Annotated in this window: 12 protein-coding genes and 1 pseudogene; 11 read left to right on the forward strand and 2 right to left on the reverse strand. The window is 67.2% G+C overall.

Translation table 11 applies throughout. From position 1 onward, the window contains the following. Positions 1-31: 31 nt before the first annotated feature. Positions 32-784, reverse strand: coding sequence for a trehalose-phosphatase (gene otsB, locus QE438_RS17435; RefSeq protein WP_306993813.1), 753 nt, complete (start codon positions 782-784; stop codon positions 32-34). Positions 785-1,018: 234 nt separating this feature from the next. On the opposite strand from otsB, the gene QE438_RS17440 reads away from it, so the two are divergent. Both QE438_RS17440 and lpdA read left to right on the forward strand, forming a co-directional pair. After that, positions 1,019-2,461 carry a dihydrolipoyllysine-residue acetyltransferase gene (locus tag QE438_RS17440; protein ID WP_306993811.1) on the forward strand — a complete coding sequence of 481 codons (1,443 nt, stop codon included), beginning with the start codon at positions 1,019-1,021 and terminating at the stop codon, positions 2,459-2,461. A gap of 15 nt (positions 2,462-2,476) precedes the next feature. Beyond that, complete coding sequence (gene lpdA, locus QE438_RS17445) at positions 2,477-4,612, forward strand: dihydrolipoyl dehydrogenase (RefSeq protein ID WP_306993809.1); 2,136 nt, start codon at positions 2,477-2,479, stop codon at positions 4,610-4,612. Positions 4,613-4,934: 322 nt separating this feature from the next. Here lpdA and QE438_RS17450 read toward each other — a convergent pair whose 3' ends face one another. Then, the gene (locus QE438_RS17450; protein ID WP_130515111.1) at positions 4,935-5,762 is read right to left on the reverse strand and encodes a hypothetical protein; all 828 of its coding nucleotides are present in this window, start codon (positions 5,760-5,762) and stop codon (positions 4,935-4,937) included. Between the two features lie 545 nt (positions 5,763-6,307). Between QE438_RS17450 and QE438_RS17455 the strand changes: the two genes are divergently transcribed. The 9 genes and pseudogenes from QE438_RS17455 to atpD all read left to right on the forward strand — a co-directional run bounded on the left by QE438_RS17455 (position 6,308) and on the right by atpD (position 13,154). Further along, positions 6,308-6,691 (forward strand): hypothetical protein, encoded by a 384-nt coding sequence (locus QE438_RS17455; RefSeq protein WP_234852646.1) that lies wholly within the window; start codon positions 6,308-6,310, stop codon positions 6,689-6,691. A gap of 131 nt (positions 6,692-6,822) precedes the next feature. Next, positions 6,823-7,119: pseudogene (locus tag QE438_RS17460) on the forward strand (F0F1 ATP synthase subunit A); the annotation flags it as partial. A 40-nt stretch (positions 7,120-7,159) separates the two neighbouring features. Beyond that, a complete protein-coding gene (locus QE438_RS17465; protein WP_309735729.1) occupies positions 7,160-7,513 on the forward strand; it encodes a F0F1 ATP synthase subunit A in 354 nt (117 codons plus the stop codon). 64 nt (positions 7,514-7,577) lie between these two features. Beyond that, the gene (gene atpE, locus QE438_RS17470) at positions 7,578-7,856 is read left to right on the forward strand and encodes a F0F1 ATP synthase subunit C (protein WP_130515115.1); all 279 of its coding nucleotides are present in this window, start codon (positions 7,578-7,580) and stop codon (positions 7,854-7,856) included. Positions 7,857-7,952: 96 nt separating this feature from the next. Beyond that, positions 7,953-8,423 (forward strand): F0F1 ATP synthase subunit B, encoded by a 471-nt coding sequence (locus QE438_RS17475; RefSeq protein ID WP_130523792.1) that lies wholly within the window; start codon positions 7,953-7,955, stop codon positions 8,421-8,423. Positions 8,424-8,439: 16 nt separating this feature from the next. Beyond that, positions 8,440-8,967 (forward strand): F0F1 ATP synthase subunit delta, encoded by a 528-nt coding sequence (locus tag QE438_RS17480; RefSeq protein WP_306993805.1) that lies wholly within the window; start codon positions 8,440-8,442, stop codon positions 8,965-8,967. A 98-nt stretch (positions 8,968-9,065) separates the two neighbouring features. Next, positions 9,066-10,628 (forward strand): F0F1 ATP synthase subunit alpha, encoded by a 1,563-nt coding sequence (gene atpA / locus QE438_RS17485; protein WP_130515121.1) that lies wholly within the window; start codon positions 9,066-9,068, stop codon positions 10,626-10,628. Between the two features lie 109 nt (positions 10,629-10,737). Then, entirely contained in the window at positions 10,738-11,601 is an 864-nt protein-coding gene (gene atpG / locus QE438_RS17490; protein ID WP_130515123.1) for a F0F1 ATP synthase subunit gamma, read from the forward strand. A gap of 146 nt (positions 11,602-11,747) precedes the next feature. Then, positions 11,748-13,154: a F0F1 ATP synthase subunit beta gene (gene atpD / locus QE438_RS17495; RefSeq protein WP_130515125.1), complete on the forward strand. Its 1,407-nt coding sequence runs from the start codon at positions 11,748-11,750 to the stop codon at positions 13,152-13,154. The last annotated feature ends 45 nt before the right edge of the window (positions 13,155-13,199 follow it).

Raw genomic sequence — 13,199 nt, forward strand, 5'->3', positions numbered from 1 at the left:
GCTTGCGATCAAGACCGATCCGGAAGACCCGTCACGCGTCCTGCAGGCTGGCCTGCAGCCAGGCATGCACGGCGGCCACATCGGGCAGCGCGTACATCGCATGGCTGTTGGCGCGGCGGCCGACCAGCACGCTCCAGCCGCCGGCGCTGTTGGCGGCCTCGAAACCGTACTCGTCGGTCAGATCGTCGCCGACGAAGACCGGGGTGCGCCCGGCGAACGGTGGCTGTTCGAGCAGCCTACGCACTGCGCGGCCCTTGTCCACATCGCTGGGCACCAGTTCCAGCACATGGTCGCCCGGCTGCAGGCGATAACCGGTCAGCTGCGGCAGGTGCCGGGCGGCCAGGTCGCGCAGCGGCTCGGCCGCGCGCGGCGCGGCGCGCCAGTGCAGGGCGATGTTGCTGCCCTTGTCCTCCACCAGCACGCCGGGGTAGCGGTGCGAGAGCACCGTGGCCTCGCGGCGCAGCGCCGCCAGGGCTTCGGCCGGGACGGTGCGCGGGACCTGCGGGGCGCCGCGCAGCTCCTGCCCGTGCATGCCGGCCGCCGGCAGCGTGAGCGGCGCGAACACCAGGTCCAGCGCCTTCAGCGGGCGGCCGCTGACCACCGCCAGCGCGCCGTCCAGCTGTGCGGCCAGGCGGGTGATGGTGTCCAGGCCGCCCTCCGGCAGGCGGACCGAGGCGGGGTCGTCCTGGAAGTCCAGCAGCGTGCCATCCACGTCCAGGAACAGCGCGCAGTGATCGCCCAGCGCGGGCGGGGTGGGGAAACGGTTGGGGGCAGTGGGGGCCATGGGGTGGCGCGATCGGCGGGGCGTCTTCAGCGTGCAAACGTCGGACGGCATTGTTCTCAACACGGGGTGAACGGGCGGTGTTGGGCGCGGGTCAGGGCGAAATCGGGCGGATCGGACGATATTTCGTCAAGGCCTGACAGAATTTCGGCTACGACCATCCGCCAAGGTTGGCGCGACGCATCGCAGACGTACAATGCCCGGCCCGTCCCACCCAATCCTTCGGAGTTCCCCAAGATGGCTCAAGCCCAGGAAGCGCGCGTCCCCGATATCGGCGACTACAGCGACGTGCCCGTGATCGAGGTGCTGGTGTCCGTCGGGGACACCGTGCAGAAGGATCAGGGGTTGATCACCCTGGAGTCGGACAAGGCCACCCTGGAAGTGCCGGCCGCCTTCGGCGGCGTGGTCAAGGAGCTCAAGGTCAAGGTCGGCGACACGCTCTCGGAGGGGTCGGTCGTGGCCCTGATCGAGCCGGCCGGCGAGGGCGACGCGCCCAAGGCCGAGGCCAAGCCGGCCGAGGCGCCCAAGGCGGCGCCGTCGCCAGCCAAGCCGGCCGAGCCCGATGCGCCGGTCGAGCCGGTCGACACCGCCGGCACGACGCCGGACAAGCTGACCCAGCGCGAGATCGCCCAGGCCCAGTCGCGCACCGCCTCCGGCGCCACCGCCGGCCAGGCCGAGCCGCCGTCGCCGCCGACCAGCACCCCGCCGGTCAGCTTCGACGCCTCGCGCGTGATGCCCGACAAGGTGCCGCACGCCAGCCCGGCGGTGCGCCTGTTCGCCCGCGAGCTGGGCGTGGACCTGAACCAGGTCAAGGGCAGCGCGCGCAAGGGGCGCATCACCCGCGAGGACGTGCAGGGCTTCGTCAAGCAGGCGCTCTCCGGCGCCGGCGCTGGCGCCCCGGCCGCCGCGCCGGTGGCCGCCGGTGGCGGCAATGGCCTGAGCCTGCTGCCCTGGCCGAAGGTGGACTTCGCCAAGTTCGGCGAGACCGAGGTCAAGCCGCTCTCGCGAATCCAGAAGATCTCCGGCGCCAACCTGGCGCGCAACTGGGCCATGATCCCGCACGTCACCCAGTTCGACTCGGCCGACATCACCGATCTGGAAGACCTGCGCGTGACGCTCAACAAGGAGGCGGAGAAGTCCAAGTCCGGCGTCAAGCTGACCATGCTGGCCTTCCTGATCAAGGCCAGCGCCGCGCTGCTGAAGAAGTACCCGACCTTCAACGCCTCGCTCGACGCCACCGGCGAGAACCTGACGCTGAAGAAGTATTTCCACATCGGCTTCGCCGCCGACACGCCCAACGGGCTGGTCGTGCCGGTGATCCGCGACGTGGACAAGAAGGGCGTCAACGACATCGCCACCGAGACCGGCGAGCTGGCCAAGAAGGCGCGCGAGGGCAAGCTCGGCCCGGCCGACATGACCGGCGGCTGCTTCTCGATCTCCTCGCTGGGCGGCATCGGCGGCACGGCGTTCACGCCGATCGTCAATGCGCCGGAGGTGGCCATCTTGGGCGTGTCCAAGTCGGCGATCCAGCCGGCGTGGGATGGCAAGGCGTTCCAGCCGCGGCTGATGCTGCCGCTGTCGCTGAGCTACGACCATCGCGTGATCGACGGCGCGCTGGCCGCGCGCTTCACCGCTGATCTGGCCAAGGTGCTCGGCGACATGCGCCGGGTCCTGCTGTAACCGGAGGCTGCGCGCATGGCGAACACCATTGAAGTGAAGGTGCCGGACATCGGCGATTTCTCCGATGTGCCGGTGATCGAGGTGCTGGTTTCGGTCGGCGACACCGTGACCAAGGAACAGGGCCTGGCCACGCTGGAATCGGACAAGGCCACGCTGGAAGTGCCGTCCTCGGCCGACGGCGTGGTGAAGGAGATCAAGATCAAGGTCGGCGACAAGGTCTCGCAGGGCAGCCTGGTCGTGGTGCTGGAAGCCGCGGGCGAAGCCGCCGCGGCGCCGGCTCCCGCAGCGTCCCAGCCGGCCGCGCCGGCCAAGGCCGAGGCGCCCAAGGCCGAAAAGGTCGAGCCCAAGCCCGAAGCCGCCGCACCCGCGCCGGCCGCCGGCCCCCTCGAAGTGAAGGTGCCCGACATCGGCGACTTCTCCGACGTGCCGGTGATCGAGGTGCTGGTCGCGGTCGGCGACACGGTGGCCAAGGAGCAGGGCCTGCTGACCCTGGAATCGGACAAGGCCACGCTGGAAGTGCCGTCCTCGGCTGCCGGCAAGGTCAAGGAGATCAAGGTCAAGGTCGGCGACAAGGTCAACCAGGGCGATCTGGTCGTGGTGCTCGAAGGCGAGGCCGCGGCCGCGCCTTCGCAGGCCCCGCGCGCCGCGCCGGTCAGTGCCTCGCCCGCCAAGCCCGAGGGCGTCCAGGCGCCCAAGGCCGCGGCCGGCACCGGCCGCAAGGCCGACATCGAATGCCGCATCGTGGTGCTGGGCTCCGGCCCCGGCGGCTACACCGCCGCGTTCCGCGCCGCGGACCTGGGCCTGGATACGGTGCTGATCGAGCGCTACGCCAGCCTGGGCGGCGTGTGCCTCAACGTCGGCTGCATCCCGTCCAAGGCGCTGCTGCATTCGGCCAACGTCATCGACGAGGCCGCCCATGCCGAAGAGTGCGGCATCGAGTTCGCCGCGCCCAAGATCCACCTGGACAAGCTGCGCAGCTACAAGGAAAAGGTCGTCGGTACCCTGACCAAGGGCCTGGCCGGCATGGCCAAGCAGCGCAAGGTGCGCGTGGTCCAGGGCGTGGGCACGTTCGTGTCGGCCAACGAGATCGAGATCGTCGGCAGCGACGGCAAGGCCCAGCTGCTGCGCTTCGAGCAATGCATCATCGCCGCGGGCAGCCAGGCGGTGAAGCTGCCCAACTTCCCGTGGGACGACCCGCGCGTGATGGATTCCACCGACGCGCTGGAGCTGGCCGAAGTGCCCAAGTCCCTGCTCGTGGTCGGCGGCGGCATCATCGGCCTGGAAATGGCCACCGTGTACAGCGCGCTGGGCAGCCAGGTGACCGTGGTCGAGTTCATGGACCAGCTGATGCCAGGCGCCGACAAGGACCTGGTCAAGCCGCTGGCCGACCGCCTGAAGAAGCAGGGCGTCGTGGTCCATCTGAAGACCAAGGCCGCCGGCGTCAAGGCCGAGAAGAAGGGCATCACCGTGACCTTCGAATCGGCCACCGAGGGAGCCAAGCCCGATCTGGAATCCGGCACCTGGGACCGCGTGCTGGTGGCCGTGGGCCGCGCGCCCAACGGCAAGAAGATCGGCGCGGACAAGGCCGGCGTGCAGGTCACCGACCGCGGCTTCATCCCGGTCGATCCGCAGATGCGCACCAACGTGCCGCACATCTTCGCCATCGGCGACATCGTCGGGAACCCGATGCTGGCCCACAAGGCCACGCACGAGGGCAAGCTGGCGGCCGAAGTCGCCTCGGGCGAGAAGAAGGAGTGGGTGGCCCGCGTGATCCCGTCGGTGGCCTATACCAACCCGGAGATCGCCTGGGTCGGCGTCACCGAAACCGAGGCCAAGGCCAAGGGGCTCAAGGTCGGCGTGGCCAAGTTCCCGTGGGCGGCCAGCGGCCGCGCCATCGGCATCGGCCGCACTGAAGGCTTCACCAAGCTGATCTTCGACGAGGAGACGCACCGCATCGTCGGCGGCGGCATCGTCGGCGTGCATGCCGGCGATCTGCTGGCCGAGATCGGTCTGGCGATCGAGATGGGCGCCGAGGCCGAGGACATCGGCCACACCATCCACGCCCACCCGACTTTGAGCGAGTCGGTCGGCATGGCGGCGGAGGTCTACGACGGCACCATCACCGACCTGTACATCCCGAAGAAGAAGTAAGCGGCGTCCGTCGCTCCCGCGATCGCGGGAGCGCGGGTCTGCGACGCTTCGCGCGAAAGTCCCTGGATTCCCGCGTTCGCGGGAATGACGATAGAAGTTTTGTCGGCAGTTCGAGGCTCCGCGCGAAGTTGACCAAAAGAAAAGCCCCGGCATGCCGGGGCTTTTCTTGTGTCGCGAACCAAGCCTTTCACCAAGCCCCAGCCTACGCTCCGGAAGGAGAGCCCCCTTGAGTCAAGGCGCGGGGATCTGGAGACTCATAAGCCGGGGCCCGAAGTTTGCGCAGCAAACTTCGGGGCTTCAGCGCGCATCGCGCTGAAGCGCGTTAAAACGCAAACGTCAGACCCACCGTCGGGCCCTTGAACTCCAGGTCCAGGCCGGCGCGACCGGTGATGTCGCCGGAGGTGTAGGGCTCGCTGTAGTTGATCTTGAACCAGTCGTAGCCGGCGAACACGCCGAAGTTCTGGGTGAACTTGTATTCGACCGTGGCGTTGGCGCGCTTGATCTTGCCGTCGTAGTCGAAGTTGCCCCAGTTCGCGTCCAGGTACTGGCCCTGCACGTTGATCAGCCAGCGATCGCCCGGGGTGGCGGTGAAGCGCACGCCGACCACGGGGGCGACGCCGTCTTCCTTCCAGGTTTCGCGGTAGCGGCCCAGCGTGCCGGCGTCGGCGGTGGCCTTGGCGTCCAGCTTGGCCCACTCGGCGCCCAGCTCCAGGCCCATCGAGAACTTGTCGGTCTCCACCACCGAGAAGTCGTAGATCAGGCTGGCCAGCTGGAAGCGCGAATCCAGCTTGACGAAGCTGCCGCTCGGCACGGTGTTGCCCTGGTAGGAGATGTCCTCGGACAGGGTCTGCTTGTTGTCCTTCTGATAGCGGAAGTAGTCGAAGATCAGACGGTTGCGATTGCTGATGTGCCACACGCCATCCACGCGCGGGGACACCTCGGCGCTGCCGAAGTCGAAATCGCGCTTGCCGCTCACGCTCTGGCCGAAGCCTTCGGCGCTGCCGCGCAGGGTGGCGTCGCCGTCGGCGTTCATGGCGCCCACGCGCAGGGTGAAGGTGTCGTTGTTCTCCTGCGCGCTGGCCGGGGCCGCGACGGCGCCCAGCAGCGCGAGGGACAGGCCTGCCAGGGCCAGGGACGGGATGGCTTTCATGGGGTGCTCTCTCTACGGATCGGATGTAATGCCGGTGACGCCCGGCTCAGGTGCGCACACGCTGCACGCGGCCCGGTGCACGTCCGGTGAAGAAATGAGACTCCAAGATTCATTCATGCGGATGGCGTGTGACGACCCGCCGCCGGCCTGGACGCGGCGTCCATGTGCCAGCGGCTACGCGTGCGCAGGCCTGGCATCGCTTCGGCGCCATGGGCTCGCACGGTGCGCAACAAAAGAGCCCCGGCGCGCGCGCCGGGGCTCGGGAAGGTCTGCGACGGAGCATCGACGAGGAAGTGGGTCGCAGACCTCGCATGCCCTTGACCGGCGCCAATGAGAAAAAGTTCCCCAGCCAACCTGGCATGCGCGTGACGCACTGCGGAAACGCTTTCAGCCAAGCCCGCACACGCACATGAGCGAACGGACAGCTTTTCTCAGGCAAATCAGACTTTTGAAGGTTGTCGCGAAAATCGCCGCGCTGCTATACTTTGGCGGCTTGACGGGGCCACTCGCACTCACCGTCTCTCGCACCCCACAAGGCCAACGACGTGCTGAACTCCGTAAACACGGGTCGGCAACTGGCACAGCGGGCGATAGCCTGGCAGGCTGCCGCCGCCGTGTTGGTCGCGCTGGCCTGGCTGGCGCACTCGCCGCAGCACGCCCTCGGGGCGCTGTATGGGGGGCTTGGCTTCACCGCCGGATCCTGGGCTGCCGCGAAAGTGGCGCTGGGCGGCGGGATCGCCCCGGCCGGCGTCGCCTTCGCGCGACTGCTGATGGGGGTGGCGGCGAAGTGGGTGGTGGTACTGCTGGTGCTGGTGGCGGGTCTGGCCGGATTTCGGTTGCCAGGCCTGGCGCTGATCACCGGTCTTGTAGGGGCCGCACTGGGCATGGTGCTGGCCAATCTGATCCAACGCAAAGGTGTTGCCACGTGAGTGAAGCCAACAATTCGGGCGGTCTGACCGAATACATCACCCATCACCTGGGTCACAACGCTGGCCAGGCGCTGGGCGGGACGTTCCATTTCGACAGCTGGCTAATCGCGCTGACGCTGGGCCTGATTTTTGTGGCCTGGTTCGCGTTCTTCGCCCGCCGCGCCACCGCCGGGGTGCCGACCAAGGGTCAGGCCTTCGTCGAGCTGGTGATGGAATTCGTCGACGGCCAGGTCAAGGACACCTTCCACGGCAACCGCAACTCGGTGACGCCGCTGGCGCTGACCATCTTCATGTGGGTGGTCTTCATGAACACGATGGACCTGATCCCGCTGGATCTGCCGTCGTTCCTGATCACCCACACCGCGGGCGCCGAGGCGGCGCACCACACCTATTTCCGCATGGTGCCCACCGCGGACCTGAACACCACGCTGGCCCTGTCGGTGACCGTGTTCTTCATCCTGATCGGCCATGCGCTGGCGGCCAAGGGGCGGCTTCGGCTTCGGCAAGGAGCTGCTGACCGCGCCGTTCCATGCGCACGGCATCGGCGCGATCATCCTGGCGCCGGTCAACCTGGCCATGAACATCATCGAGTGGCTGGTCAAGCCGATCTCGCTGGCCATGCGGTTGTTCGGCAACATGTACGGTGGCGAGCTGGTGTTCATGCTCATCGCCGGCCTGATGAGCGGCTGGGTGACCTTCCTGCCGGGCGTGATCGCCAACGCGGCCTGGGGCATCTTCCACATCCTGATCATCCTGCTGCAGGCCTTCATCTTCATGATCCTCACCGTCGTCTACATCGCCGGTGCGCGTGAAGGCCACTAAAGCCGCTTCGACCGTTTTTCGCTTCACCCTTTCGTACTAACCAACCAATCGCTGGAGAGTTTTCATGGAATTCATCGCACACCTGCAGGGCATGACCGCCATCGCCATCGGCCTCATCATCGGTCTGGGTGCCCTGGGTGCCTGCCTGGGCATCGCCATCATGGGTTCCAAGTTCCTGGAATCGGCCGCCCGTCAGCCGGAGCTGATCCCGGTGCTGCAGGGCCGCATGTTCCTGCTGGCCGGCCTGATCGACGCCGCCTTCATCATCGGCCTGGCCATCGCGCTGTACTTCGGTATCGCCAACCCGCTGCTCACCGCTGTGCTGAACGCGCAGGGCGGCTAATCAGCCGTCGTCGCGATCCGCATCCGCGGATCGCCAGGTAACGCTCGCCATGCGGTCATCGCATGGCGGGTTGAACGAACCCGTCGAGGACACGTCATGAACGTCAACATGACCTTCTTCGGCCAGATGCTTTCCTTCGTGATCCTGATTGTGTTCACGATGAAGTTCATCTGGCCGCCGCTGAATGCGGCGCTTGAAGAACGGCAGAAGAAGATCGCCGAAGGCCTGGCCGCTGCAGACCGCAGCCAGAAGGACCTGGCGCAGGCGCAGGAGAAGGCCAACGAGGCCCTCAAGGACGCTCGCGTCAAGGCCAACGAGATCATCGACCAGGCTCACGCCCGCGCCAACCAGATCGTCGAGGCCGCCCGCAACGAGGCGATCACCGAGGCGAACCGGCAGAAGGAACTGGCCCAGGAAGAGATCGCCGCCGCCGCCAACCGCGCCCGCGAGGAGCTGCGCAAGCAGGTCTCCGTGCTGGCCGTGAGTGGCGCCGAGAAGCTGCTGCACCGCGAGATCGATCCGGCCGCCCACAAGGCGCTGCTGGACGAACTGGCTGCGCAGATCTAAGGCGGATGATCCGATCATGAGTCAGTCCATCACGCTCGCCCGCCCCTACGCCCGCGCCGCCTTCGGCGCGGCGCAGGATGCGCAGCAGCTGCCGGCGTGGTCGCAGGCGCTGGGTTTCTCCGCCCAGGTCGCGGCCGATCCGCGCATCGCCGCGCTGCTGCCCAATCCGCAGCTGACCCGCGAGCAGGCCCTGGCGCTGCTGGCGCCCGAAGGCGCAGGCGATGAGTTCACGCGCTTTCTGGGCGTGCTGGCCGATGCCGGCCGCCTGGCGCTGCTGCCCGAGATCGCCGCGCTCTACGAGCAGCTGCGCGCGCAGGCCGAGCACGTCGTGCTGGCCCGGGTGACCTCGGCGGCCGAACTGCCGCCGGGCGAGCTGGACGTGATCAAGGCCGCGCTGGCCAAGCGTTTCGGCCGCCAGGTCGAGGTGACCACCGAGGTGGACGCTTCGCTGATCGGCGGCGCCATCATCGATGCCGGCGACGTGGTCATCGATGGTTCGCTCAAGGGCAAGCTGGCGCGCCTGCAGACGGCGCTGGCGGGCTGATTCCAGGCGCCGCCGGACGCGCTGCAGCGACCGGCTGGCGACAGGCACACGCTTTCATTTATCCGCAGCCGCGCACCGGCTGCACAAGGAAAACCATCATGGCCACCACGCTCAACCCCTCTGAAATCAGCGACCTCATCAAGACCCGCATCGAGCAGGTCAAGCTGGCCGCCGAATCGCGCAACGAAGGCACCGTGACCAGCGTGTCCGACGGCATCGTGCGCATCTTCGGCCTGGCCGACGTGATGCAGGGCGAAATGATCGAGCTGCCGCCCGCCGGCGAGGGCACGCCCACCTTCGCCCTGGCCCTGAACCTGGAGCGCGACTCGGTCGGCGCCGTGGTGCTGGGCGACTACGAGCACCTGCGCGAAGGCGACGTGGCCAAGACCACCGGCCGCATCCTGGAAGTGCCGGTCGGTCCCGAGCTGCTGGGTCGCGTGGTCAACGCGCTGGGCGAGCCGATCGACGGCAAGGGTCCGATCAACACCGCGCAGACCGCGCCGGTGGAGCGCGTGGCGCCGGGCGTGATCTGGCGCAAGTCGGTCGATGAGCCGGTGCAGACCGGTTACAAGTCGGTCGACGCTATGATCCCGATCGGCCGCGGCCAGCGCGAGCTGATCATCGGCGACCGCCAGACCGGCAAGACCGCGATGGCCATCGACGCGGTAATCAACCAGAAGGACTCGGGCATCAAGTGCGTGTACGTCGCCATCGGCCAGAAGGCCTCGACGGTGGCCAATATCGTGCGCAAGCTCGAGGAGAACGGCGCGCTGGCCCACACCATCGTGGTGGCCGCCACCGCCTCGGAGTCGGCCGCGATGCAGTACATCAGCGCCTACTCCGGCTGCACCATGGGCGAGTACTTCCTGGACCGTGGCCAGGACGCGCTGATCGTGTACGACGACCTGTCCAAGCAGGCCGTGGCCTATCGCCAGATCTCGCTGCTGCTCAAGCGCCCGCCGGGTCGCGAAGCCTATCCGGGCGACGTGTTCTACCTGCACTCGCGCCTGCTGGAGCGCGCCTGCCGCGTGTCCGAGGACTACGTCGAGAAGTTCACCCAGGGTGAGGTCACGGGCAAGACGGGGTCGCTGACCGCGCTGCCGATCATCGAGACCCAGGCCGGCGACGTCTCGGCGTTCGTGCCGACCAACGTGATCTCGATCACCGACGGCCAGATCTTCCTGGAAACCGACCTGTTCAACGCCGGCATCCGTCCGGCGGTGAACGCCGGTATCTCGGTCTCGCGCGTCGGTGGCGCGGCCCAGACCAAGATCATCAAGAAGCTCTCCGGCGGCATCCGCATCTCGCTGGCGCAGTACCGCGAGCTGGCGGCGTTCGCGCAGTTCGCCTCGGACCTGGACGAAGCCACCCGCAAGCAGCTCGAGCGCGGTCAGCGCGTGACCGAGCTGATGAAGCAGAAGCAGTACGCGCCGATGTCCATCGCCCTGCAGGCGCTGTCCATCTACGCGGTCAACGAGGGCTACCTGGACGATGTGCCGGTGAACAAGCTGCTGGCCTTCGAAGCCGGCCTGCATGCGCACTTCACCAACACCCAGGGCGCGCTGCTGGACAAGATCAACGGCACCGGTGCCTGGGACGGCGAGATCGAAGGCGCCTTCAAGCAGGGCATCGCGGAGTTCAAGCAGACCGGTAGCTGGTAAGCAGCAGCCGGGATTGGGGATTAGGCATTAGGGATTCGCAGGAGCGGGATTCGGATGGCTTCGGCCGATCCCGGATCCCGAATCCCGAATCCCACGAGCGGAGCGAGAGATGGCAGGCGGACGCGAAATCAAGAACAAGATCAAGAGCGTGCAGAACACCCGCAAGGTGACGCGCGCCCTGGAGATGGTCTCGGCCGCGAAGATCCGCCGCGCCCAGGACCGCATGAAGACCTCGCGCCCCTACGCGCGGGCGATGCGCCAGGTCATCAGCCATCTGGCCCAGGCCAACACCGACTTCCAGCACCCCTACCTGGTGGAGCGCGAGAAGGTCGAGCGCGTCGGCTACATCATCGTGTCCTCCGACCGCGGCCTGGCCGGTGGTCTGAACAACAACCTGTTCCGCAAGACCCTGGGCGAGATGCGCCAGTGGCAGGACAAGGGCGCGCAGATCGACGTGGTGACCATCGGCCAGAAGGCCTCGGTGTTCTTCCGTCGCCTCAAGGTCGACATGGTCGGCAGCCTGAGCCACCTGGGCGATGTGCCGCATGTGGAACAGCTGATCGGCGTGGTCAAGGTGATGCTGGAGGCGTACGAGTCGGGCAAGGTCGACCGCGTCTTCCTGGTCTACAACCACTTCGTCAACACGATGTCGCAGAAGGCCTCCTTCGACCAGCTGCTGCCGCTGCCGCAGGCCGAGGAAGACGTCGCCAAGCACGACTGGGACTACATCTACGAACCCGATGCCAAGACCGTGCTCGAGCACGTGCTGGTGCGCTACGTCGAGTCGCTGGTGTACCAGGCGGTGCTGGAGAACGTGGCCTCCGAGCATGCCGCGCGCATGGTCGCGATGAAGGCCGCCAGCGACAACGCCAGCAAGCTGATCGGCACCCTGCAGCTGTCCTACAACAAGGCCCGCCAGGCGGCGATCACCCAGGAAATTTCCGAGATCGTCGGCGGCGCGGCCGCTGTGTAAGTGCCGGGATTCGGGATTGGAGAATCGGGATTGGCAAGAGCAGCGCAGCGCGCTTCAGCCAATCCCGAATCCCGAATCCCCAATCACGAAATCCAAGGGATGGCGCAGGCCATCCGGACAGAAATAAAGCTAACCGGAGCAGCAAAATGAGTCAGGGCAAGATCGTTCAGATCATCGGCGCGGTCGTCGACGTCGAATTCCCGCGCGGCGAAGTGCCGAAGGTGTACGACGCGCTGAAGGTGGACAACACCGAGATCACGCTGGAAGTGCAGCAGCAGCTGGGCGACGGCGTGGTCCGCACCATCGCGCTGGGCTCCACCGATGGCCTCAAGCGCAACCTGGTGGCGACCAACACCGGCAAGGCGATCTCCGTGCCGGTCGGCAGCGCCACGCTGGGCCGCATCATGGACGTGCTGGGCCGCCCGATCGACGAGGCCGGCCCGGTCGAGGGCAGCGACAGCTGGGAAATCCACCGCGCCGCGCCGTCCTACGAGGACCAGTCCTCCTCCACCGAGCTGCTGGAGACCGGCATCAAGGTCATCGACCTGATGTGCCCGTTCGCCAAGGGCGGCAAGGTCGGCCTGTTCGGCGGTGCCGGCGTCGGCAAGACCGTCAACATGATGGAGCTGATCAACAACATCGCCAAGGCGCACAGCGGTCTGTCCGTGTTCGCCGGCGTGGGCGAGCGTACCCGCGAGGGCAACGACTTCTACCACGAGATGAAGGACTCCAACGTCCTGGACAAGGTGGCGATGGTCTACGGCCAGATGAACGAGCCGCCGGGCAACCGTCTGCGCGTGGCGCTGACCGGCCTGACCATGGCCGAGTACTTCCGCGACGAGAAGGACGCCTCGGGCAAGGGCAAGGACGTGCTGCTGTTCGTCGACAACATCTACCGCTACACGCTGGCCGGTACCGAAGTGTCGGCGCTGCTCGGCCGCATGCCGTCGGCGGTGGGCTACCAGCCCACCCTGGCCGAGGAAATGGGCGTGCTGCAGGAGCGCATCACCTCGACCAAGTCCGGCTCGATCACCTCGATCCAGGCCGTGTACGTGCCCGCGGACGACCTGACCGACCCCTCGCCGGCGACCACCTTCGCCCACCTGGACTCCACCGTCACCCTGAGCCGCCAGATCGCCTCGCTGGGCATCTACCCGGCCGTGGACCCGCTGGACTCCACCAGCCGCCAGCTGGACCCACTGGTGGTCGGTGCCGAGCACTACGACGTCGCCCGTCGCGTGCAGTCCACGCTGCAGAAGTACAAGGAACTGAAGGACATCATCGCCATCCTGGGCATGGACGAGCTGTCCGAGGAAGACAAGCAGTCGGTCTCGCGCGCGCGCAAGATCGAGCGCTTCTTCAGCCAGCCCTTCCACGTGGCCGAAGTGTTCACCGGCGCCCCGGGCAAGTACGTGGCGCTGAAGGACACCATCCGCGGCTTCAAGGGCATCCTGGACGGCGAGTACGACCACCTGCCCGAGCAGGCCTTCTACATGGTCGGCGGCATCGACGAGGCCGTGGAAAAGGCCAAGAAGCTGGCTGAGAAGGCGTAAGCGCCGGGATTCGGGATTCGGGATTCGGGATTCGGGATTAGGGAT

The organism is Pseudoxanthomonas sp. SORGH_AS_0997, assembly GCF_031453535.1.
Lineage (GTDB): Bacteria > Pseudomonadota > Gammaproteobacteria > Xanthomonadales > Xanthomonadaceae > Pseudoxanthomonas_A > Pseudoxanthomonas_A winnipegensis.

Coding starts and splice junctions, on each gene's coding strand:
- QE438_RS17440 (WP_306993811.1), top strand. CDS start 1,019: ATGGCTCAAGCCCAGGAAGCGCGCGTCCCCGATATCGGCGACTACAGC.
- atpD (WP_130515125.1), top strand. CDS start 11,748: ATGAGTCAGGGCAAGATCGTTCAGATCATCGGCGCGGTCGTCGACGTC.
- atpE (WP_130515115.1), top strand. CDS start 7,578: ATGGAATTCATCGCACACCTGCAGGGCATGACCGCCATCGCCATCGGC.
- otsB (WP_306993813.1), bottom strand. CDS start 784: ATGGCCCCCACTGCCCCCAACCGTTTCCCCACCCCGCCCGCGCTGGGC.
- atpA (WP_130515121.1), top strand. CDS start 9,066: ATGGCCACCACGCTCAACCCCTCTGAAATCAGCGACCTCATCAAGACC.
- QE438_RS17450 (WP_130515111.1), bottom strand. CDS start 5,762: ATGAAAGCCATCCCGTCCCTGGCCCTGGCAGGCCTGTCCCTCGCGCTG.
- QE438_RS17465 (WP_309735729.1), top strand. CDS start 7,160: ATGCGCTGGCGGCCAAGGGGCGGCTTCGGCTTCGGCAAGGAGCTGCTG.
- lpdA (WP_306993809.1), top strand. CDS start 2,477: ATGGCGAACACCATTGAAGTGAAGGTGCCGGACATCGGCGATTTCTCC.
- QE438_RS17475 (WP_130523792.1), top strand. CDS start 7,953: ATGAACGTCAACATGACCTTCTTCGGCCAGATGCTTTCCTTCGTGATC.
- QE438_RS17480 (WP_306993805.1), top strand. CDS start 8,440: ATGAGTCAGTCCATCACGCTCGCCCGCCCCTACGCCCGCGCCGCCTTC.
- atpG (WP_130515123.1), top strand. CDS start 10,738: ATGGCAGGCGGACGCGAAATCAAGAACAAGATCAAGAGCGTGCAGAAC.